The 23,279-nt window shown below is 50.7% G+C and carries 18 protein-coding genes; 3 read left to right on the forward strand and 15 right to left on the reverse strand.

The annotated features are described in order from the left end of the window. The first annotated feature begins 49 nt into the window (after positions 1-49). A complete protein-coding gene (locus EKM96_RS09095; RefSeq protein WP_164511018.1) occupies positions 50-928 on the forward strand; it encodes a hypothetical protein in 879 nt (292 codons plus the stop codon). A gap of 160 nt (positions 929-1,088) precedes the next feature. Beyond that, a complete protein-coding gene (locus EKM96_RS09100) occupies positions 1,089-1,904 on the forward strand; it encodes a hypothetical protein (protein WP_125642834.1) in 816 nt (271 codons plus the stop codon). A gap of 95 nt (positions 1,905-1,999) precedes the next feature. Here the strand turns inward: EKM96_RS09100 and EKM96_RS09105 are convergent, their stop codons facing one another. From EKM96_RS09105 to EKM96_RS09130, 6 genes are all read right to left on the reverse strand, one after another. After that, positions 2,000-2,335 (reverse strand): AzlD domain-containing protein, encoded by a 336-nt coding sequence (locus EKM96_RS09105; RefSeq protein ID WP_125642837.1) that lies wholly within the window; start codon positions 2,333-2,335, stop codon positions 2,000-2,002. Positions 2,336-2,352: 17 nt separating this feature from the next. Continuing rightward, the gene (locus EKM96_RS09110) at positions 2,353-3,156 is read right to left on the reverse strand and encodes an AzlC family ABC transporter permease (protein WP_125642839.1); all 804 of its coding nucleotides are present in this window, start codon (positions 3,154-3,156) and stop codon (positions 2,353-2,355) included. A gap of 310 nt (positions 3,157-3,466) precedes the next feature. Then, positions 3,467-6,511: a YhgE/Pip domain-containing protein gene (locus tag EKM96_RS09115; RefSeq protein ID WP_225417753.1), complete on the reverse strand. Its 3,045-nt coding sequence runs from the start codon at positions 6,509-6,511 to the stop codon at positions 3,467-3,469. A 365-nt stretch (positions 6,512-6,876) separates the two neighbouring features. Further along, positions 6,877-8,211, reverse strand: coding sequence for a D-alanyl-D-alanine carboxypeptidase family protein (locus EKM96_RS09120; RefSeq protein WP_125642845.1), 1,335 nt, complete (start codon positions 8,209-8,211; stop codon positions 6,877-6,879). 47 nt (positions 8,212-8,258) lie between these two features. After that, entirely contained in the window at positions 8,259-9,434 is a 1,176-nt protein-coding gene (locus EKM96_RS09125) for a sensor histidine kinase (protein WP_125642848.1), read from the reverse strand. A gap of 87 nt (positions 9,435-9,521) precedes the next feature. After that, a complete protein-coding gene (locus tag EKM96_RS09130) occupies positions 9,522-10,211 on the reverse strand; it encodes a response regulator transcription factor (RefSeq protein WP_061775748.1) in 690 nt (229 codons plus the stop codon). A 541-nt stretch (positions 10,212-10,752) separates the two neighbouring features. Here EKM96_RS09130 and EKM96_RS10620 point away from each other — a divergent pair. Continuing rightward, positions 10,753-10,929 (forward strand): hypothetical protein, encoded by a 177-nt coding sequence (locus EKM96_RS10620; protein WP_164511019.1) that lies wholly within the window; start codon positions 10,753-10,755, stop codon positions 10,927-10,929. 390 nt (positions 10,930-11,319) lie between these two features. On the opposite strand, the gene guaB is transcribed toward EKM96_RS10620, so the two are convergent. From guaB to EKM96_RS09175, 9 genes are all read right to left on the reverse strand, one after another. Next, positions 11,320-12,459: an IMP dehydrogenase gene (gene guaB, locus EKM96_RS09135; protein ID WP_125642851.1), complete on the reverse strand. Its 1,140-nt coding sequence runs from the start codon at positions 12,457-12,459 to the stop codon at positions 11,320-11,322. A gap of 122 nt (positions 12,460-12,581) precedes the next feature. Then, on the reverse strand, positions 12,582-14,309 hold the full coding sequence (locus EKM96_RS09140; RefSeq protein WP_125642854.1) for a glycosyltransferase family protein: 1,728 nt from the start codon (positions 14,307-14,309) through the stop codon (positions 12,582-12,584). A gap of 18 nt (positions 14,310-14,327) precedes the next feature. Next, positions 14,328-15,980, reverse strand: a complete 1,653-nt coding sequence (locus EKM96_RS09145; RefSeq protein ID WP_125642857.1) for a teichoic acid glycosyl transferase — start codon at positions 15,978-15,980, stop codon at positions 14,328-14,330. 88 nt (positions 15,981-16,068) lie between these two features. Continuing rightward, a complete protein-coding gene (locus EKM96_RS09150; protein ID WP_125642860.1) occupies positions 16,069-16,563 on the reverse strand; it encodes a hypothetical protein in 495 nt (164 codons plus the stop codon). A 1,089-nt stretch (positions 16,564-17,652) separates the two neighbouring features. Continuing rightward, entirely contained in the window at positions 17,653-19,287 is a 1,635-nt protein-coding gene (locus EKM96_RS09155; RefSeq protein WP_125642863.1) for a teichoic acid glycosyl transferase, read from the reverse strand. 93 nt (positions 19,288-19,380) lie between these two features. Continuing rightward, positions 19,381-19,917: a hypothetical protein gene (locus EKM96_RS09160; RefSeq protein WP_125642866.1), complete on the reverse strand. Its 537-nt coding sequence runs from the start codon at positions 19,915-19,917 to the stop codon at positions 19,381-19,383. Between the two features lie 1,274 nt (positions 19,918-21,191). Next, positions 21,192-21,947 carry a DUF1129 family protein gene (locus tag EKM96_RS09165; protein ID WP_125642869.1) on the reverse strand — a complete coding sequence of 252 codons (756 nt, stop codon included), beginning with the start codon at positions 21,945-21,947 and terminating at the stop codon, positions 21,192-21,194. A gap of 16 nt (positions 21,948-21,963) precedes the next feature. Next, the gene (ychF, locus tag EKM96_RS09170) at positions 21,964-23,064 is read right to left on the reverse strand and encodes a redox-regulated ATPase YchF (protein ID WP_125642872.1); all 1,101 of its coding nucleotides are present in this window, start codon (positions 23,062-23,064) and stop codon (positions 21,964-21,966) included. Between the two features lie 5 nt (positions 23,065-23,069). Beyond that, positions 23,070-23,276: a DUF951 domain-containing protein gene (locus EKM96_RS09175; RefSeq protein ID WP_061775756.1), complete on the reverse strand. Its 207-nt coding sequence runs from the start codon at positions 23,274-23,276 to the stop codon at positions 23,070-23,072. Positions 23,277-23,279 lie beyond the last annotated feature (3 nt).

The raw sequence follows: 23,279 nt of genomic DNA on the forward strand, positions 1-23,279 counted from the left end.
ATTGGCGAACACCGATTGAGATCTTTTTGCGTGATCTGCGTTACTAAATTTGTTCAAGTTATTTCTTGCAATCTGCCTATTAGTCACTGCCAGTACTGTCTATGGCGGAATGATCACTGCCTCAAGTAGTACCAGATTTGTCAGCAAGTTCAGCCATATCAGGGTCTCGAAACACAAAATTTCCGGAAAAACTTCTCGCGGTGCAACGATTCAGCTACTGACAGCCAAGAGTAAGCAACTGGCCAAAACCGTTTCGAATCGAAAGGGTCACTTTTCAATTAAGCTTAAACACGCTAAACTCACAAAGCTTAACTTTAAGTTGAAGGCCTCGAAACATGGGTTTCGGTCCAGATGGTTCAAACATTCTAAAACCGCAACCAAGATTTCGCGTAAGAAGGCGCCTCAGAGTGGTTCGAATAAGCCAGTTGAGACTCCAGAACAAGTCAAGCCTGTCATCCCTGCCACTGTAAACCCTTCTCCTCAGCCATCCACCCTTCCCAAATATCCGGCTACGGTGGAGCCAACAAAATCTAAAGAACAATTGATACAAGAAAAACTGAAACAACTAGACGATGCTTCTAACGATGCAGCTCGTATCCATGCGGAGTTCGACTCTAAATTAGCTCCCTTCAACGAAAAATACCTTTTAATAATCAGAGATTTTGAAAGCACAGATAAAGAAATTGATAAGCAACGCATCGATTTGCAGAAGGCCATTATTTCTAAAGACAATGACCAAATAGACAAAACAAATAAGGAACTCACAAAATTAAAATCAGAATACGAGCAGAAACGTAAAGACTACATCGCTATTCAAGCAGAACATGACCGTCTGTATTCACCGATTAGTAAAGCAGAACGCCTCGTTATCGAATTGAAAAATGAGATCCTTGAGCTAGACCCTAGCTATTATCCTGACATGGCATAATAGAATAAATTTCCGGATCAAGCCAAAATTTTTCTGTCGATTTCGGTTACAAATAACGTTGTAAGCACATCTGCTTTACGCAAGTTGTACGCAATGTTATAGTTTTGAATACTGGTAATGGTGTTAATAATTCAGGACATAAAAGGGGATTAAATAAATTATGCAGACTAAGCAAATGCTACTGTTAGCCACAGCCTTCGCCGCCATGCCGACCAAGGGCAAACCGGCCGCTAAGCAATTGAAGCCACTGATGAAGTTTCGCCACCTGCATGTGTCGAAGCACAAGGTCACTGGCAAGACGGTTAAGCACGCCCAAGTCCACATCTATGACCTGAGACATCACACCCTGTTAAGCGCTCAGGCTGACCGTCACGGCCACTTTAGCATCCGCTCCAAGCAAAGTAACCTGGGCAAGCTAAAGTTCCATCTGATTGCCACTAAGCCCGGTTATCAAGCTCGTGTTCTGACGCACCAATTGAAGAAAAACAAAGCTACCGCCTCGGAAAAAACGGCTGTCCTGATTGAAAATAGCCCCGCCCTGCCGGTCAAGGTCACCGCTCGGCCTGCTCATCAGCAGCCCAAGCAACAGGTGCAGGATTTACTGACCCAACTACGTTCCGTGGCCGCCGCCGAGAAACGGGAAATTCTGGCCCAACGATCCTCAAGAAAAACCATCCAGGAGCATCAAGAAATTCTCCGACGGTTACAGAACACCCTGGCACAGTCACAATTAGACCTGACGGCGGCGGAAAAGTCCGGTAATCAGTCGCTCCAACGGTCTTTGAAGGATGAGGTCCTGGCCGCGCGGACCGAGCTGTCTAATCAAATCGATGTGTTCAAGGTAGATACCGATACCCTGCACAGCCTCAACGTGGCGCTAAACTATTTCAAGACGCAGAAAACAGTTCTCAAGGAACGACTGGCCTCACTGGATGCCAATTCCGACACTGACAAGGTGACCGTTGCCCGGGCCTAATCAGTCCCCACTGGCCAACAACCGCTCAAGCACCAACAAATCATGGCCACTAAAAAAGGCGGAGCTCAGCTCCGCCTTTGATTGATAGAGTTAAATTAAGCGATGACCATCGATAACAGGAAAACACTGATTAAACCGATAATCACTGAGATTGCCATCGACCGAGTCCGGTACGCGACCACCACGACGATAACGGCCGCGATCATCTCAGAATATTTGGAAAAGATAAACTGGTAGCTTTCACTATCAATGAAAATATCCTTCACGACCAACGCCGTAAATAATGCCACGGGAACGAACTTCATCCATTCGTTGAACCATTCGGGAATTTCCCGCTTGGTGAACAACATCAGGGGGAAGAAACGCGGGATAAATGCGACGAAAAAGCCGAGGATGATTAGCCAAAAGTGTTGCGTACTATTCCAATTCATATAGCGTCTCCTGTATCCTAATTATCTTCTGTGTTCTCAACAACCGATTTCTTAGCCCCGGGACTGCGAAGTTTCCACAACCAGTGACTGTCTGGTAAATGCTTCTTCAGGGTGGTCTCTAGGAAGAAACCAATCAATGAAGCGATAATGGTCGAAATGACCAACCCCAGGGTACTCTTGGTTAGCATCATGCATAGGGCCGCAAACACCCCGGAAATCAGGCAGATCACAATGGTCAGCCGGTTCTTAATCTGCATGACAATCATATACAAGAACAATGCCGTCAGTGCGAAGTTAACGACCCCTAGGTCAATCTTCAACGCACTCCCGATCAGACTGCCGATAACGTTGCTGACAGCCCAAAAGAGTAAAGAATAGTGCTCCACCATCAAAGCCTCTTTACCCGTCCACTTCTTGTCAGTGGCGAATTTTAAATAGTTAATGGCGTAATTTTCATCATTTAACGAGACCGCAAAGATAAACAAAAAGCGGTTTGATTGGCCCTTTAAGTATGGCGATAAGCTCGAACTCAATAAGGCATAACGTAATTCCAAGAAGAACAGCATCAAAACAATTGAAAGTAATGGGGAATTAATCGTCAACATCGTGGCAATTAGAAATTGTGCCCCACCAGAAAAGATTAGCAATGAAACCAATCCGGTCAGTAAGGTATTGAATCCTGCCGCGTGTAGCAAAATCCCACAAGCCAGCCCAATAGGAATGTAACTTAGATTCAAGGGCATGGCTACCCGCAAGGTCGACCGCCATAAGGGTTCATCGGGGTCCGGCACCTGCTTGGGGTTTGGCCGTCGTTTATTCAATAATGTTTGCCTCCGTCGAAATACTTGAGATATGAAGCAAGTTAATGGATTTACCCGTTATCCACAAAACACAATGATATTTTAACATGTTTCATGCTATTTTCATATAACAACCGTGATATTTAGCAAAGGTAATCGGGCATTCCGGCGGGTTTCATTAAAACTTTGTGAAATTGCAAAGCCCATTTTCATCATTTTCACGCCGATTCAAGGGGCTCCACCGACTTTCCATCCTGAGCCGGATGGCCCCTTTGACTGACACCATAAAAAATGTCGCAAGGCCTGTGGCCCTGCGACATTTTCCATTATTTTATGAATGTGAATTAGTATTTGGATCCTCAACGGCGCCCAACTTTTGGTTGTCATCCAGTTGAGAAACGCCCATCAGATGCTTCTTCTTTAACCAGATCATCGTTGGCCACAACAGGGCTAACGCGACAATCATAAAGAGTAAGAGCATCCAGAACGCCTTACCAACCATCCCTGGCATCCCTGACGTAATCGCATCCCGGAATCCGAGAATGGAGTAAGTCATTGGCAAGAATGGATGAACGGCGTTGTAGAACGAGTTCGTGACTTCCATAGGGAACGTCCCACCGGAACCACCAAGTTGCAACATCAGGAGAACCATGGCCAAGAACCGACCAGGGTTGTCCAACAGCATCGACAGGAACATGACAATGAACATCGACGCCTCCGAGAACATGATGGAGACCAGAATCATTTGCATTGGGTGAACAACACTCAAGCCACCCAACATCATCAATGATGGTTCGATAACGGCCATCGCAAGCGCTACGACAGCTCCGATAGAAACCTTACTGAAGAACCAGCCGGTCGCACTACCATCTGCCTTAGAAACCTTACGGATTGGGAAGGCAAAGTTGAAGACCAAGGCCCCAACATAGAGTGCCACGGACAGAACGTACGGTGCTAAGGCATGGCCATAGTTTGGTACGTAGCTGTAGCTTTCATGCTTCAGGTGAGTTGGTGCAGCGAACATGTCCGCCGTCTTGTCAGACAGTGGTTGGTCGTTGATCTGCTTAGCCCCACTCTTCAAGGACGTGGCCAATTGGCCTTGACCCTTGTTAAGCTTGTTGGCACCACTGATAATCTGGCCGTTCTTATCAACTAATTGTTGTGACCCGTTGGCAGCTTGGTTAACCCCGCTGACCAGAGCCGGTACCTTGCCGTTCAAGGTGGTCAAGCCAGCGCTAAGGGTACTTGCACCCTGATTAAGCTGGTTGCCCGCAGACGTCAATTTAGGCGTGTTTGCTTGCAACTTGTTAACACCAACAGCAGCCTGGTTAATGCCGCTTGTCAATTGACTCATACCTGACGTTAATGATGGGCTCTTCTTGACCAGCTTCTTTGAGCCATCGGACAATTGAGTAACCCCTGCCGTTAAGGCTGGCACTTGCTTGTTCAACTTCGTTAAGCCATCCGTCAACTGGTTAGATCCATCTAAAGCGCTATGAACACCTGCAGTATACGTATCAAGTCCCGTGCTAAGCTTGGTTGCACCCGTAGATAATTTCCCTATCAGGTCTTTCGAACTTCCTAATTGTTGCAGAACCGGCATTTGAGCCTGTAGTTGAGTTAACGCACTAGCCACATCGGAATAGTCCTGTGGTTTTAAATTGGAGTTACTTAAACTTTGTAATACTGGCATCAAATTAACTAACTTAGGAGCAACGGTTTGCAAAGCTACGATGTCGTTAAGTTTGCTTGTAAGGCCGGTTAACGTGGTATTTAATTCCATCACATGGCTAACCAAAGACTCAACCGCAGCATTATAGGCGGAATCGCCCGTATTTGCAGCAGCCGGAGCTGGTGTATCTTTACCAGCCGTTACAGCTCCTGCTTTGGCATCAGCAGTTGTCGCATCCCGAGCAACCTGTTGAGTAGCATTCTTGATCGCGGTATCATCACCGCTCTTGACTGCAGCTTGGAGATCAGCTGTGTCACTCTTGGTTGCGGCCGCAGCATCCTGTGATGCTTTGATTTCTGCACTGTTACTGCCAGTTGTTGAGCCCGAAGTAGCCGTTGAAGAACTACTTCCTGAACTTGAAGGCTTGTTAGCTTCAATATTCTTAATGTCAGTGCTGATGGCAGTCTGGAGAGTTGGTAACCCAGACAGGTCAGCAGGATTAAGCCCGCTCAACGATTTTAATCCATTTTCTAATGTTGCCACATCATTCTGCGTTAGGTTCAGGTCACCGTTGTTGGCTAGAGATTGTAAAAGCCCACGAAGTTCGTCTAGCTTTGTAGGATCGGCTGTTAGTGTTGAAAGAGCACCCAAACTTGGTCCAAGTTTCGTAACCAGCGCATTAATATCGGTAACCCCACCGGCTACTGATTTGGCGCCAGAGTTTAAATCTTTCGAATTTTTATCCAATTCTTTTAGCCCTGACGTCAATTTATTGCTACCAGTACTCAACTTGGTAACGCCACTAGCTAATGGCCCAACCTTCGTCGTTAATTTACCCAGCCCAGAATTCAAGCTGTAAACCCCATTGACATACTTGTAGACACCTGAATTCAGCTTGTTAGCACCAGCCTGCATCGTTGGCATCTTAGCACTCAGTTGGCTAACACCACCGGTAAATTGGTTAACACCGGACGTGTATTGACCGAGGCCAGAAGCCAGGGTGGCCGAGCCATCCGTCAGCTTCTGAATCCCGTTCGACAGTGGTTGAACCTTGGTCTTCATGGTTAACAGGCCATCGTTAAGCTGAGAGACACCAGTGGTGTAGGCGTTCAGACCATCCGTCAAGGTAACGGTCCCGTCCTTTAACTTGGCAGAACCCTTGGCAGCCTTGTCCATCCCCTGACCCACAGCGTAGATTTGCTTAAACGTTGCTTGGGCGTAGGCCTTGGTAACCTTGGCCTTGATCTGGCTATCCAACTTGTCGGAACCAACTTCACTCATAACCTGAGCGATGTAGTTGGCCGACCCGTTCGTCTTGTAGCTAAAGGTCATCTTCTTGGGCGTTTTGTCCAGCGCCGTTGCGGCGTTAGCCGAGAAGTTCTTTGGAATCGTGATGACGGTGTAGTACTTGTGATGCTTCAAGCCATCTGCTGCCTTGCTTGCGGAAACGAACCGCCAGCCCAACTGATGGTTCTTCTTCAGGTTTGACACCGTCTGATCCCCAACATTTAATTTCTGCCCCTTGAAACTTACCGCCTGGTCATTGTTGACCACGGCAACGGGCAGTTTACCGGTTTCCCCATATGGGTCCCAAACCGATTTTAGAAAGAAAATACTATAGAGGAATGGAATAAACATAATGGCAATAACCGAGATTAAAATCAGTCGGTTGTGCCGGATGTAGCTCCATTCGCCTTTAATCATGTCCACTTGTTTCAGCTCCCTTTATCCTCAAAATAACCTTAAATAATTGCAGTCTCTTTTATAATAGAAGTATCTTCGCACATTATTACTTGACTTGTCAAAACAATAACATGCCATCGACTATTAATAGAAATCGCCACCACCCGCACCCCATCAATGTTTCGGGCCGTTTTACGTTAATTTTTAAAATTTTTCGGTTGGTTAAATAAATCCCTCAGGTTACGAAAAAGCTTACCAAACCGGCCCGCAACCCGCCTTGATCTGAATCAACCTTCCCCTAGCTCGGGAAAGGCCGGACCAAACCGTAAAAAAATCCGCTACCTCGTTATTTCGGTAGCGGATGACTACTATATTAATTTAACCCCTTAGAACAAGGCGACGATCGACCGCCATGCCCGAACCAGGAAGTTGGCCTTCTCGACGGGTTCCGTCACCTTGAGGGGAACCTTGGTCGTCTTGGTATTACCCAAGAAGCCTAACTGGTCACCCTTCAGAGAAACATTGGCCGTCCCGACCTGGTCATTCTTGGCAACTGGGGCTTCCAGCGCCTTATCCTTAGCTAACTTCGCGGTTAGCTGCGGCGTGGCCCGAACGTTGCTGGCTACCTGGTCGTTACGAATCCACAAGTCAACATCGCTGGCCAAGGCCGTCTTAGCCGTTGGCTGCTTGGCATCGTGCGTCTTAACCGACTTGGCCCCAGCAATCTGCGTGCCGGCCTTGAAGGAAACGGTCTTGAAGTTATTGTAAACATACGACATCATCTTCTGGGTCTGTTGAAACCGGGAAGGATCGGTCTCGGACTTGTGAGCGGCGTGCAAGACAACCGTCACAATACGCTTCCCGCCATTGTTGGCGGTCCCGGTAAAGTTTGCGCCGGCAGCATCGGACGTCCCCGTCTTCAGCCCGTCAACGTTGAGCTTGGTGTAAGCGGCCGTGAGCCCCTTCAACATCCAGTTCCAGTTTTCCATCTTGGTGGCATCCTTCGTACCCTTTTCGAACCACATCTTGGAAACCTTGGTGGTGTCGAGCACTTCCGGATACTTGTTTAACAAAGCCACGGCCAACGTTGCTTGGTCGGCGGCCGACCATTCGTTCTCGGCCTTGGCGGCAGCCTTGCTGTCCCCTAATTTGCCGACCTGCTTATTGGTCAACCCACAGGCGTTGTAAATCTTAACATTGGTCATGCCTAGGTCCTTGGCCTTGGTCTTCATCTTGGAAACGAAGGCTTGGGGTGAACCGGCAACCGCCGTCCCCAGGGCTTCGATGGCCCCATTGGCGGAATAAATCAAGGAAGCCTGATACAAGGACTTCACCGTGTAGCTATGGCCCGCCCGTAATGGCACGTTCGACAGCTTGGTGTTTTGGGCAACCTTGGCCGTCGCGGCGTCAATCTTAACCTGCTGGTTCCACTTCAGCTTACCGCTGTGAACGGCCTCCAGAACGAGGTAGATCGACAACAGCTTACTCATCGAGGCCACCGGCAAGGTCTTGTCGGCGTCCTTACTGTATAGAATCTGACCGGTCTTGGCGTCGACCGCGATGCCGGCCTTAGCCTTCAAATTAACCGTGGAACTGGTGGTACTCTTCGTCGCCGCCTGAGCGGTTACCGTCGCGGGGGCAACGCTCATCCCACTGGCAGCACCGGTGAACAAGGTCATCGCCGTGACGAGACCAATCACAACTTGCTTTAATCGTTTCATTTAACTTAAAACTCCTCTATATGTAGGTCGCCGAGTCGGCCGACACTTTATTTCGTTGATCCCGCTGTCTTTAATTCTTTGGGGATCTCTAAGGGGTGATCTTGTTTGACTGGTAAATGAATGACGAAACTGGTCAGATCATCATCTGATTCGACATAAATATAGCCACCGTGTAGGGCAACAATACTTTGCGCGATCGCTAGGCCCAGCCCAGTCCCACCGGTTTCCTTGGACCGCGACTCTTCAACCCGGTAGAACCGTTCGAAGATTAACGCCAGGGACTCCTTAGGAATCTTCGGACCGTCATTGGTCACGCGAACCTCCAACTCCTGGTCGTTGACCCGCTTGGCAATCAAATTAATCTCGGTCCCGCCATCCCCGTATTTCAGGGCATTGGCCACCAGATTATTAAAGACCCGTACCAGTTTCTCTGGGTCGGCCTCCATCATCAGGCTGGCCGGGGTGCTTGAGGCCCCGATCGTCATGTCTTTCTTCTGGGCTTCCAACTCAAAGCTGGCCCCCAGTTGCGCCAACATCGCGGCCAAATCAATCTTGGTCAGACTGAGTGGCGTATCCGTCTGCCGCACCTTGGTGTATTCAAACAAATCATCCACCAGGGACTTCATTTGCTTGGACTTCAGGAAGGCCGTATGGGTGTATTTCAACAGGTCGTCTTCGGAATGATACTGCTGGTCTTCAATCAGGCCCAGGTAACCAATGATCGAGGTCAATGGCGTCCGAATATCGTGACTGACGTTTGTAATCAGCTCATCCTTGGACTTCTCAATCGCCCGCTCCTCATCCATCGAATGGATGACGGAATCCACCAGGGCATTGACGGAATCCACCACCCGCTGCACGTCCCCACTGACCCGGAACGGAATCCGGTGATCGAAGTGACCGTTGGCAATGTAGTGAAGTTCTTCAATAATGTGGTGGAGTTGCATCTGCCGGTAACGCCGAATCAGGCGCCACCAAACAACTAAGGCGTCGGCAATTAACATCAAGCCAATGAACAGATTCTCCCAACTCCATAGCTGAAACTTATTGGGCCCCAACATGATGGAGCGCTTGATGATAAAGATCCCGTCTCGCAGGCCTGGGTTGCTTTCGATGGCCTGAATAATCAGGACCAATAGCGCCAGGTTCAGCATGAACAACAGGATCACCGTGACAACCCCCTCTAACCAGAGGGCACTCTTCTCTCGTGTGGTCAGCTTCATGCTCTGACCTCCCAAGCGTCAATCAACCGGGAGTCGCTAAGTTTTTCCATTGAACATCCCATCTTTCCTGACTGCCACCTTAAACCATTAATGTGATTCAATCTTGTAACCCACACCCCAAACGGTTTGAATAACCTTTTCACCGTTCGTGGCTTCTTCAATCTTATCCCGCAAGTGACTCACGTGGACCATGACGGTCTTGGCCGACACGATACTTTCCTGACGCCAGACCCGTTCGAAGATTTCGTCCGCCGAGAACACCCGGTTTGGATGACTGGCCAACAGGTAGAGGATCCCGAATTCTAGGGCCGTCAGTGAGATCGTCTTACCGGCAATCGTCTTGACTTCGTGAGAATCCTTGTTGATCGTCAACGTGCCGATGTCCAAGATATCTGGGGCATCATCGGTCACTTGATCTTGACTCCGCCGCAGCAGCGACTTAACCCGCGCCATGACCTCTAGAGGGTTAAATGGCTTGGTGACATAATCATCCGCACCGGTAATCAACCCTTGAATCTTATCCATGTCGCCGGTCTTGGCCGACAGGATTAAGATTGGAATCTGTGAATCCTTCCGGACTTCCTTCACGACCTCAATCCCACTCATCTCGGGCATCATGATGTCCAAGATCATTAAGGAAATATCGGGCGTGGTGTGTAATTTGGTGAGGGCTTCCTTCCCGTCATAGGCGGTTAAGGGTTCGTACCCTTCGTTTTTAATGTAAATTTCGAGTAATTGTGCAATTTCTTTATCATCATCGACAACTAAAATTTTCATAAGAGCTAGTCTCCTTTACCAACTAGGTCACATCACTAGTGGTTTCCCCTTTGGATTTATCTTCATTCTAGCAAATAAACCCGCCGGAACGTCCTTACGCCACCAACCTTTAATCGGGCGTAAGGCACTTTACCATTCCTTAATTTTACACTAATTAGCGATGACTAGCCAACCGGATGTTTAAACCTGGTTAAGCTTCTGAAATTTTCGGTCACTGACCTTCTTTGGCGGCTGGTCGCTCTGCTCCGGCTGCCAGGGCCGGAACGTGGTGGCCACGATTTTAAGCCCGGCAACCCACCGGTCTTAAAACTCGGGCTTTTCCTAATCCGGCCCAACCCGCCGAATAAGGAAAACGACACCACTGAGCCCTGGCCGCCTCCGCGGCGCTGACACTTACCAGTGAAGGCGGCAGCATACACCACCTCTAATCACCTCACTCGATGGTTCCATCGTCGGCCGCACTTTCCAGTAGGTAACGATTGGCATTTAGCCTTGACGCTTCTACACTGGCGGCAAAACGAGTGAATGAGGAGGCCTTTTTATGAAATCACCACGTACCACGGTCATCATCCTCGCTTGCCTTGTCGTCCTGGCCGCGTTTGTTTCCTTCCCGATTGAACACACCGCGTTCGGTAAATTTGTCGAGGTCGCCATGGTCCTAATCATTGTCATCGTGGCCAACTTCCACAAATTCCAACACTGGCGGCATCAACATTAATGGCTAACGCCAAGTGGTCAGACTTCTGACGCTTGGCTTTTTTTGTCGCAATCAATTGGCCATTACCGTGATAACACTTACTGACGAGAGTAAAAATCACAGACCTGTTGAACCATCCCCCCACTAACCACTAACCGATGCAGGACCAATCGGTAACGACTATTGACCCGTGGATCTCAACCAGAGGGCGCCGGGAGGGGGGCTCAGCCGTGGAACTGCCTTAGTGGAATGGTTTTCTCCGCTTAGGCAGAACTGACCTTTGAGACCGCTCTTTGGCTCAAAGTCATGTTCACCGCGTTCCAGCCCCCAGCACGGCAACCGGCGGTTGCCAAATCCAACCAAGATAAATAAAAAGGTCGATTCCCAGTGGAATCGACCCGTAAAACAGAATTATTTGTAGTTAGGTGCGGCCTTCGTGATTTGCACATCATGTGGATGTGATTCAATCAAACCGGCATTGGAAATCCGGACGAATTGCGCATCGTTGATTAGGTCTTGAATCGTGGCGCTACCGGTGTAACCCATCCCGGAACGCAGGCCACCAACCATTTGGAAGATGATATCGTTAACGCTACCCTTGTATTCAACCCGGGCTTCGATACCTTCTGGAACCAACTTGTTGGCTTCGTTCACGCCGCCTTGGAAGTAACGGTCGGCGGAACCGTGTGACATGGAAGCTAAGCTCCCCATCCCACGGTAAGTCTTGTACTTCTTACCACCGTCTTCGATGACGTCGCCAGGTGCTTCGTCGGTCCCGGAGAACATGGACCCAAACATCACAGCGTTACCACCGGCGGCGATCGCCTTCACGATGTCCCCGGAGTACTTCATCCCACCATCGGCGATGATTGGCTTGCCAAAGTCACGGGCCACGGCGGCAGCATCATAGATGGCCGTCAATTGAGGAACCCCGACACCGGCAACGACCCGCGTCGTGCAGATTGAGCCGGGGCCAATCCCAACTTTAACCACGTCGACACCGGCTTCGAACAGTGCCCGGGTACCTTCACCCGTAGCAACGTTCCCGGCAATCAGCGTGGCTGCTGGGAAGTGGTCGCGAATCTCGGCAACCTTACGCAGCACCCCAGCAGAGTGACCGTGCGCCGTGTCGATGATGATCGCATCGGCACCGGCATCGAGCAACGCTTGGGCCCGATCGAAGGTATCGGAGGTGACCCCAACGGCAGCGGCGACTAACAAGTGGTTGTTAGCATCGACGGCCGCAACGGGGAATTTCTTAGCATCATTTTCGATGGCCTTAACTTCGGCGACCATTTTTGCCTGGTCGGCGGCGCTCATGTTCTTGTGGATGACGCCCAGCCCACCATTGTGAGCCATTGCAGTCGCCATCTTGGTCTCGGTGACCGTATCCATCGAGGCACTTAGAAATGGAACGTTCAACTTGAGGTTCGGGGCTAATTGGACACTTAAATCGACTTCATTCGGCAAAACGTGACTCTCGGCAGGAATTAACAAAACATCATCAAACGTGAATCCTTCTTTAGCAAACTTGGTGTCCCAATTAGACATAGTTGATAGCGCTCCTCTTTTTTAGTCTCAGGCTCGGTTAGGAATCCTGGGAGATATTGTTTCTTAATTTACCAGTCTAGGCCATTGAGGTCAAGGACTCTCATTGAACTATCATCATTGAATTATTTAGCAACCGTTACTGGTTTAGGCCGTGAATCGGTAATCCCACGGCGATATTTTCGGATCAGCCAGCCAGCGAGGCCCAACCAACTCAAGCCCGAAATCCAGGCCGATAGCCGTTGCACGCCCGTCGGCACGTATTTTAACACGATGGTACTCTGCCCTTTAGGAATCGCCACGTGGATGACATCTGTCTGATCGGCGGTCCAACGCCGCCGTTGCCCATTCACCCAAACCTGATAACCTTGGTATCCCAGGTGGGGCAACTTGGTCTGGCGGGCGCGCCGACTGTTGACCCGATAGGTAAAGCTGTCGGGCCCCACCGTTCGGCTCAACTGGCGAATCGTCCGATCCCGTTGACCATTGGCCTTGGTATCCATCACGTCGATCGAATGCGTTTCGATGGCATCCAGCGAGACCAACGAGCGGGTTGGGATGTAATCGGGATTGCGCATCGAGGTCGCCGCCCAATCATACTGGTCGTCACGAATCGATCGGTTGACCGTCGCCGAGCTGTTGATAAAACCCTGGCAACTGAAGAACCCAAACAGGACAATGACCCCCGTCCCCGCCGTCAGCCAGGCCGTGCGGTTGAACCGCAGTCCCTGACCAAATAGGATCACGATGGCCCGCGTACCGGCCAAGGCGACAAACAGGTTGGCAATGCCCAGAAAACGCCAAGGGAATTGAATCATCCCCATCAGCCCCTGAAAGGGTGGCCACGGAAAGAGCTGCGTCGCCATAATGGTAAACAGCCAGCCGAGTCCCAACAGGTAGCGATCCCGCGGGCTAAACCGGCGGAACGCCACCAGGCCGAGCGTCAACAGAAGCAAGGCCACCAAACCGATATTGATATGACCGGAAGCCATCCGATTCATCACCGAATCCTTTAAGAAGGCCCACGGCTGTTGCACACTGTCCTCCAGTGTGAACTGGGCAACATTGAGTTTGCCCACCTGACGAAGCTGTTGCAGGAGTGGCGCTAGACAGGTCAGTGCCAGCAGCACCGTGGTGATAATCGCCAGACATAATGCCTTGAACCGCGGCAGTAAATGTTGGCGTTTGATCAGAGCCATCCCTAAGGTAAACAGAACCAGCGCCGCACACAACAAGAGCGAAACCAGATGGGTCAGTGCGATGAGGGCCATGCCGATTGCCAGCCAATACCACCGGTGCCAGTCCCCATAGGCAATGCTGTACGCCCCATAGAAAACCAAGGGAATGATGGCAAAGGTAATCCCTTCTGCCAAGGCGCCACGAACGAAGAAATCCAGCAAACGGTAGTGGGCAAAGGCGTAGAATACGGCCACCATGATCCCCTGAAACCGGCTATGTAATAGGCGTTGTCCCACGAATGATGCCGAATACAGGGTGGCCATATTGATCATAAATAGATACAGCGCATAGGCTAATGGGCCGCCGAACAGCACTTGCAGTGCTGCCATCGGCCACAACAGATAGGCCGGATAGAATAGGTTAACCGGATACCCCCAGGCGTTGAATGAGCCGGTCGCAATGTGACCCAGCCCTAATTTGCCAAATTTTAAGTACTGCGTGATGCTCTGAACGCGATTCAGATGAAATGCCAGGTCATCCCCGAGGTAAATCCGGCCATTGGCGATCCACGGCAGGAGCCAGACCAGCGTTAATACAATGAAGAACAACAGACGGGCGAGTTCCCAGTGTTGCCGCACCCACTGTCCAAGTGCCGTATTCGATGTCGTTTGCAAGCTGCTTCAACTCCCCTTCTAGCGCGCCCGCCGCTGATAGAGCCGGTAGGTCACGTTGACACTCTCAAATGATTGGGTATGCCGGGCCACTAACCGATAGTTTTTGGTCAGCGACTTCGCAATCACCCGGGTTCCTGGATTCAAATTACCCCCGGTGATCTGCCCCTTATGATAAGGGTCCCCCGTCCAGTTCCGCAGGGTTTTCTTCGCCGGCGTATTCAGGACGACCCATTCGACCTTGCGGTGACGAATCGTGGCCCGCTGCCCCCGCAGAATCTGCGGTGCGTCCTGTTCCGGAATGTTGTAATTTTGAAAATAATAGGTATTGGGTACGGCCCCCGAGGCCGTGTAGAACCCCATGTCGATCGACCCATAATTAAGCAACGTCAACGGTTGCGACGACCGCCGCATGATCCGGCCAAACACGACCTGGGCGGGTTGTTGCGGCACCACCGTGTCCTGCTTGGTTACCGACGCGTTGTTCGGAAACAGGCGAGAGCTCACCACGTTGTTGTTCACGCCGAGCACCAGAAAGGTACTAAGAACCACCGTGGCAACGATGATAAACGGATCGTCGGTTGCCGGTAATTTGGCAAAGGTTAAGCCCCAGCGAGCCATTAGAATTAATGGTAGCACGAAGAAGGCAAAATACACCAGCTGATAATAGGCATAGACGGAACCGGAATCATACCCGTACAGGGCCAACAGGTCGCTGGCCAAGAAAATCACCAGGTACAGTGCCCGGCCGAACGTGGTGTGGAATAGTTTCGGTTGAAAGATAACCAATAGCGTTCCCAGCAGGCCCAGGACGAAGAAGACCACATGATTGAGGAAAAACTGGGCCAACAACACGGCCGACTGAACCAGGTTGGCAAAGACCGATACCGATGAGGTCAAATAGGCCCGGGTATTGAAGAGAAAATACACGTTAATGAAGGCCTTGAGCGATCCCGTGGCGAGAAAATACAGTAACCAGGGAACGGTGGCCAACAGGAAGCCAGCACCGCTCCAAAGCACCATTTGCCAAAGTGTGGCGGTCCGATGTCGATGCAACAGATACACGCCCAGCATCAGGTAAAAGGCTATCCAGGCCCCCAGCAACGTGTACTTCGACAGGAAGACGATGCCCACGAATAGCCCCTGCGCGAAGTACCACCAGTGATTAACGGTGAACCCGTGCCGGTCGAGCAACACCACCAGATAGATTAACGACAGAATCAGCGGCAACACCGCGTATTCCACGGTATCACCATAATCATAGTAGGGATGAAAGATAAACAGCACCGGCGAAACGATGGCAATCAACAGTGCCGGCAACGACCGCATTGCCAGCAGTCGACCCAAACGATAGGTCAACCACATGGCGGCCACTAGAATGATAATTTCTAGAACAAAGATAATGATGAAACTGCGGGCTGCGATTAACGATGCCAGGCCGTGAATGAAGTAAACGTATGGCCCCTTCTGTTCGAAGATGTCCTTATAGGGCACGACACCGTGCATCATCGCCTTGCCAACCGAGAAGAAGGCGTTGTTGTCGGGCGAATAATCAAAGTAAAAGGCCGGTGACGTGTAGGAACAGAACGTCATCATAAAAATTCCGATAATGGTTAATAGATAAAAGTACTGGGCGTCATGACTCTTGAGCCGCCGCATGATCCGTTGTTTCACGAGGATAACTCCCTTTCTCGCCGATAAAAAAGAAAGAGCCTGGGCCAGAAGCCCAGACTCTTCTGTGTTTTAATGACTAGCCGTCGGTCTACTTGGAGATCGTGTACTTGACGGTGTACGTCTTGTAGCCCTTTAGCGAAACGGTGAAGGTGAAGTACTTACCGCCCTTGTTTAGCTTCTTGGCTTGTTTCTTCGTCAACTTAATGGTGAACTTCCCGTTCTTCTTAACGGTGAAGCGCTTAACGACTTGGCCCTTACGGTTCCGCAGGACAATCTTCGTGCCCTTCTTAGCCTTTTGAAACAGGATCTTCCGGGCGTTCTTCTTGTAGTGCTTCCGGCCACGCATCTTCTTGGCACTCGTCACGACTTTCTTCGTAGTTTTAACCGTCTTCTTCGAGCTGCTAGAGGAGACGACGCTGCTGGAACTGGAACTGCTCGTCACAACATGTGAACTATAAACGACGGAGCTGTGCCCACTGGTTGCGGTTGCAGCATTACCAGCGGCGTTGGCCGTTGTTGCCAGCACGCCACCCAATGACAAAACGGCGATTAATCCTAAAACATATCCAAATACTTTTTTCATAAAGTAGATGGCCTCCTATTCTAATTAGACTCAATTAAAAAAGATATGAGTTGTTTATTATTCACTTTCTAGCGTAGTTCTGTCCTGAAAAATCGTCAAGGTGTCATTTTCCTAAAACTGTGTCGTTAGTGAAAGCTTAGTTACATTCATTTTTTCAGTCAAAAACAGGTCACCCGTTAAGATGACCTGTTTTTGATTGCTTTAGTTGTGCCGCCGGCGGCGGTTAGGGCTTCCGTCCTATGGGACCCGTCCGGAGCCAAAGACCGGTCTCCGAATTCGCCTTCAAGCCGACAAACCCCTGTCGGCTCGAAGACGGTCCGTGCTGTAAGGCCGAAGGCCCTGGCCTAACACCACTTTCACAGGACTCCACCCCTACCCGCCTTTGGCTCAGATTGATAGAAAACCAACGCCACTCATACATTCGATTAAAGATGGCCGCCAGTGGCCATAGAGGCGTTGCCAATTCTAGAATGACTGGCAAGACCACTGTTAGTGAACCAAGCCACCTTCATTAATTTAGGGGTCACAACTCAGCATGATGACTTGGAAACAGCAATAACACATGCGACTTTCGAAGCCATAAGAACCAATGGCATTGTACTCGTCGATCTCAGCCGTAGGCGGCCAGACAGAGCCCCGTGGAAGTCGTGTTAGCTGGGGGATTCTCCCAGCTTAGACGACTGGCCAGTCTTGGAAACTCACGGGTTGGGTGAGGTTCCAAGCTGCCCTGAGGACCGGTCTTCGGCCTCAGGTCTGCCTCATGGGGCGGCGTCTGGCTGCCGTAGGCGAGCCAACACCCACCAGGCTAAGCTAGTTGGAGACGCCAAAGGCACACACTACTTATGAAGCCACCAGAACCAATGGCATTGTACTCGTCGATCTCAGCCGGAGGTAGCCAGACAGAGCCCCGTGGAAGTTGTGTTAGCTGGGGGGCATTTGCCCAGCTTAGACGACTGGCCAGCCTTGGAAACTCACGGGTTGGGTGAGGTTCCAAGCTGCCCTGAGGACCGGTCTTCGGCCTCAGGTCTGCCTCATGGGGCGGCGTCTGGCTGCCGCAGGCGGGCCACCAATATCCACAAAACTCAAAGCCTATTTCCGTTGATACAACCAGTAGGTAACGTTAACGCCCTCGAAGATTTGGGTGTGGTTGGCCACCATCCGGTAGTGGCGATTCAGTGACTTGGCAAGACCGCTGGTGCCGGGATTCAGGTTCCCGCTACTGATCTTGCCGGTACCACCGTTCCACTGCTTGATGTTCTTCCCGGCCGGCGTATTCAAGACGACCCACTCCACCTTGTGGTTGCGGATCGTCGCCACTTGCGACCGCAGGATTTGTGGCGCCGCGGATTGGGCAATGTTGTAGTTTTGGAAGTAATACGACGTCGGCACGGCCCCGGAAGCGGTGTAAAAGCCCATGTCGATCGAGCCATAGTTTAACATCGTCAGCGGTTGGCCCGACCGCCGCATCAGGTTACCGAAGACCACTTGCGCCGGTTGTTGCGGCTTGGTCGTGGTCTTCTCCGTAATCGCACTGTTGTTGGGAAATAGCCGTGAATCGGTCACGTTATTATTGACCCCCAGCACGAGTAAGCAGCTGACAATCAACATCCCCAGAATCAGGAATGGGTCGTCATCGTGGGGCAGCGGCACATGCCGAAATAGCATTTGTCCCAAGAGGATGAACGGCACCACGAAGAAGCCGAAATAAATTAATTGATAATACTGATAAACGGCCCCCGCTTGGTACCCGTACAGGGCAAATAGTCCACTGGCCAAACATGAGAACAGATACAATCCCCGCGTTAATTTGTGCTGAAAAATCTTGGGATCGAAGAGGATCAGCAACGTGCCGACCACCCCGAGAACCATGAAGACCGCGTTGCTCAAGTAGAACTGCGTCAACAGACTGGCCGATTGAATCAGATTGGCAAACAACGCCACGGATGAGGTCAGGTAAACCTTGGTGTTGAACAGAATATAGACATTGATGAAGGACGCCAGGGATTTAGTCACCAAGAAATACGCCAGCCAGGGTAGCGTGCTCAACAGGAACCCGGCTGCACTCCAGGCCACCAGCCGGCCCAGTTCCTTCCATTGGCGTTTCCCCAATAAATAGCCACCCAGCAGCAGGTAAAACGCGATCCACGCCCCCAGCAGCGTGTACTTCGACAGGAACACGATGCCAACGATCAGGCCTTGGGCGAAGTACCACCAATGACTCACGGCGAACCGGCGCCGATCCATCAACACGATCAGGTAGACCAGGGATAACAGTAGCGGTAACGTGAAGAACTCCACGGTGTCGCCGTAGTCGTAATACGGATGAAAAACAAAGAGTAGTGGCGACAGCAACGCCAGTAACAGGCTGCCCAATTCCGGCGTCCCTAGGAGCAACGCCAGCTTGTAAACCAGGAACATCGCCGCTACCAGCGTGATAATTTCAAACACAAAGATCAGGGCAAAACTACGATGACTGACCAAATAGGCCAGGCCGTGAATGAAGTAAACGTAGGGTCCCTTCTGCTCAAAAATGTCCTTATAGGGGACGATGCCATGCATCATGGCCTTCCCCACGGTGAAGAAGGCGTTGTTGTCAGGTGATGTGTCGAAATAAAAGGCGGGAGAGGTGTAGGAACAAAATGCCATGATAAACGCCCCAACCACGGTCAGTAGGCCTAACACCTGAGTTGAGCGGCGATGGATCAGTGATTGCATTCGTTTCATAATCGTTACCCCTCTCCATTAATTCGGTGAACAATCAATCTGACGAGATAAGAAAAGGCGTGGTCACCCACGCCCTTCCTTATAGCAAGCCAGCTACTTCTTGATGTCGTAACGGATCGTGTAAGGCTTGTAGCCGTGATCCCGAACGGTAAAGGTAAAGTACTTACCGCCGCGGTCCAACTTCAAGGCTTCCTTACGAGATAACCGTACGTCGAAGCGGCCATTCTTCTTGACCGTGAACCGGTCAACAACAGCACCTCGGCGGTTACGTAGGGTAACCCGTGCGCCCTTCATGCCCTTTTGGAACAAGATGGTCCGGCCATCACGATCGTAGTGTAAGCGACCCCGCATTTCGCGGTCTGCCCGCAGCCGGTAAACGACTGGGCGACGGCGAACGACTCTTCTGCGAGAAGTCCACTTGGTTGAACTTGAAATACTACTGCTCGTCGCACTTGAAGGTGCAGTTGACCCGCCACCGTTGTCGGCGCCGGAAGTCATGGTGGCACTGTCACTGCCACTACCGCTTGCTGCATCAGCACTGTTTCCATCGGCGTTTGCTGTCGTGGCGACCACACCAGCAAATGATAAGGCTGCAACTAACCCTGCAACATACCCAAAGACTTTTCTCATAAAAAATCCTCCCCGAAATGCTGAATTTTTCGTCAGGCCGAAGACCGGTTCGGCTTGATTACTTGAACGCATAATAAGGCTAGGGAGTAATGGGGTCAAGCACTGACACCATTGGGTTTTGCGGCGGTCACAACTAGTTTGCCCCTGAATAAATAGGCGCCATTAATACGTCCAATCCTTGGCTTTCTTGGACTTCTTTCCTGGTAGCTGCCAATTTAGTTAGGTTTAACTTAAGCAGTCTATTAGTCTTTTGGCTGAAATTCTTTTTTGCTTACTACCGTGAGTTTACTAAGTGGCTAGTGTTGTATTCTTTTTGATCTTTGATGGACCGCCGGCGGCGGTTAGGGATTCCGTCCTATGGGACCCGTCCGGAGCCACAGCCCGGTCTCCGAACTCGCCTTCAAGCCGACCATAACCCGGTCAGCTCGAAGGTCGGTCCGTGCTGTAAGGCCTAAGCCCTTGGCCTAACACCACTTTCACAGGACGCCACCCCTAACCACCTTTGGCTAACACTGAATGCTAGAACCAACACCTAAATACCAGAAGATCCATATCGACCTAGCTCTCTATTCAGTCTCATTAAACAACAAAGCGTGATCGACTTCCGCCGTTACTCTTGAACACTCCCAGACCAACTTCATAACAAAGACCGGCATCCTAAACGGGCAACCGGTTACTCTCTAATCCAACCAAATTCGCTGATTTCACGTCCACAAGAACAAAGACAATTGAATTTGACTCGTGACCAACCACGGTTACTGAAGCCAACGTTACGGTTTACCTCAACGACCAATCTTTCAACCAGAAGGCGGCGCTGGGACGGCTCAGCCGTAAAATTATTCTTAGTCGGGCGGCCTTCCCGGCTTAGAATAAGGTCGAGCTTGAAGACTTGTGTCCGCCAAGGGGTCAAGTCGTACCCACGGCGTTCCAGCCTTCCCAGGGCAACTGGCGGTTGCCAGCCTAGACCCAAGTCAAAAAACCAGAAAACAATGATGACCAGCAAAGGCGCTTCATGTCGATTGACTTCATTGTCATCTTAACGGCCGATCACAAACCGTAGGGCGGCCGGGAGGGGGGCTCAGCCGTGGAACTGCCTTAGTGGAGCGGTTTTCTCCGCTTAGGCAGAACTGACCTTTGAGACCGCTCTTTGGCTCAAAGTCATGTTCACCGCGTTCCTGCCCCCAGCCCGGCAACCGAAGGTTGCCAACCCCGACTAAAGTCAAAAAAAGCGCCAACCATCATGATGATAGTTGGCGCCACAATTCAATTTAAATTTAGCTTTGGCCGAAGAAGCCGCCTTCGATCTTGAAGAAACGACGGACCAGGAACATGCCACCGATTGATAGCACGCCCAGTACGATGCTCCACATTGCTGGAAGCACTGGGTTGAAGACAGTCAGGTTTTCTGAGACGTAGAATAATCCCATCCAAACACCGAAGCCTAAGACAACCGCAATCGTCCGGAAGAACAGGTTAAACCGGTGCTTGATGTGGGTGTCCAATAATTTAGGCATCATTGGTAACAAGAACCCAGCAACGATGGCACTAACGGCGATGGCCGTTACCCCAACGGGCTTGCTGGTCTTCATCAAGCTAGGACTAAAGGTGTACATCAACCCAAACATCAAGTTGAAGATCATGAAGAAGGTCAGGGCATTGTACAAGACGTTAGGCCAGTAGCCAATACCACCGATTAACTTCTGTTCAACCTTAGGGCCTTCAACGACGCGCTTGATGTGTTCATCAATGTCGCCGTACATGCTCTTAGCCGTCTTACCTTCCTTTTGCCCCGCCGTCAGTTCGGTAACCATCCGTTTGATGACCCCTGCCTTGTGGTCGGGCGATAAACGTTGTTTTTGTAGTTCACGGTTGAACCGGAACATGTAGTCTGCATTCCGCTTTGACAACCCAATGTTGTCAAAGGCAGCACGTTCTTCAATGTCCACGTGACGGTGAGTCTGGCGGACACCCGCATTCCGTTGGGACTGCTGGGCGCCTGCATTGCGTGGGGTTTCTTTGTTATCGCTCATGTATTCTTGATCCCTTCTAAACGTTGAATCGGAATTCGACGATGTCGCCGTCTTCCATCACGTAGTCTTTCCCTTCGACCCGCAGCTTACCGGCTTCTTTGACGGCAGCTTCGGATTCGAATTCATCTAAGGCGTCAAACGCCATAACTTCTGCTCGAATGAAGCCTCGTTCAAAGTCGGAGTGAATGATCCCTGCGGCTTGAGGTGCCTTGGTGCCGGTCTTAAACGTCCAGGCACGAGTTTCCTTACCACCAGCCGTAAAGAACGTTTGCAGGCCTAAGAGGTGGTATGAGGCCCGAATCAAGCGATTCAAACCAGGTTCTTCAACCCCTTCGGCTTCCAGGAAGTCCTTCTTTTCGTCGTCGTCCAATTGAGCGATTTCTTCTTCGGCTTCGGCAGCCACGGCAATGGCTTCGGCGCCTTCCTTGGCTGCATAGTCTTCGATAGTCTTGAAGTACTTGGAGTCTTCAGGGTCTGCCATGTCATCTTCTGCAATATTGGCCACGTACAGCACTGGCTTGGAGGTTAATAAGAACAGCCCCTTCACGATCTTGGTTTCCTCTTCGTCGAAATCAATCGTGCGCACCGCGCCGCCATTTTCCAAGACGGGTTGAATCTTCTGTAGGACGGCCAATTCAGCCTTAGCTTCCTTGTCGCTCCCCTTGGCAGCCCGTTCAACCTTCGCTAAGCGTTTGTTGACGGCTTCCAAGTCGGATAGACCGAGTTCCAAGTTGATGGTTTCAATATCATCAATTGGGTCGATCTTACCGGAAACGTGGGTGATGTTGTCGTCGTCAAATGCCCGCACAACGTGGACAATGGCGTCGACTTGGCGAATGTTTTCCAAGAACTTGTTCCCAAGTCCTTCACCCTTGCTGGCACCCTTAACGATCCCGGCAATATCGGTAAATTCAAAGGTCGTCGGAACCACCTTTTTGGCTGGAATCAGTTCTTGAATCCGGTCCAAACGCTTATCTGGCACTTCCACCATGCCGACGTTCGGATCGATCGTGGCAAATGGGTAGTTGGCCATTTCGGCCCCGGCCTTCGTAATCGCGTTAAATAACGTGGACTTACCAACGTTTGGCAGTCCAACGATCCCTGCAGTTAATGACATAGCAATTATTCACTCTTTCCATTATCGGCATCGGCCTGGTGGACCAATACCTTCTTTAATTTCTTTTCAAATTCACGCCGTGACAACATCACAATGTGGCCACAGTTCGTACACTTAATCTTAATATCGGCACCCATCCGGGTAATCTCCCACCGGTTAGTCCCACATGGATGAGGCTTCTTCATTTCTACCAAATCTCCGAGATCATACATGAC

The organism is Levilactobacillus tangyuanensis, assembly GCF_003946545.1.
Taxonomy (GTDB): Bacteria; Bacillota; Bacilli; order Lactobacillales; family Lactobacillaceae; genus Levilactobacillus; species Levilactobacillus tangyuanensis.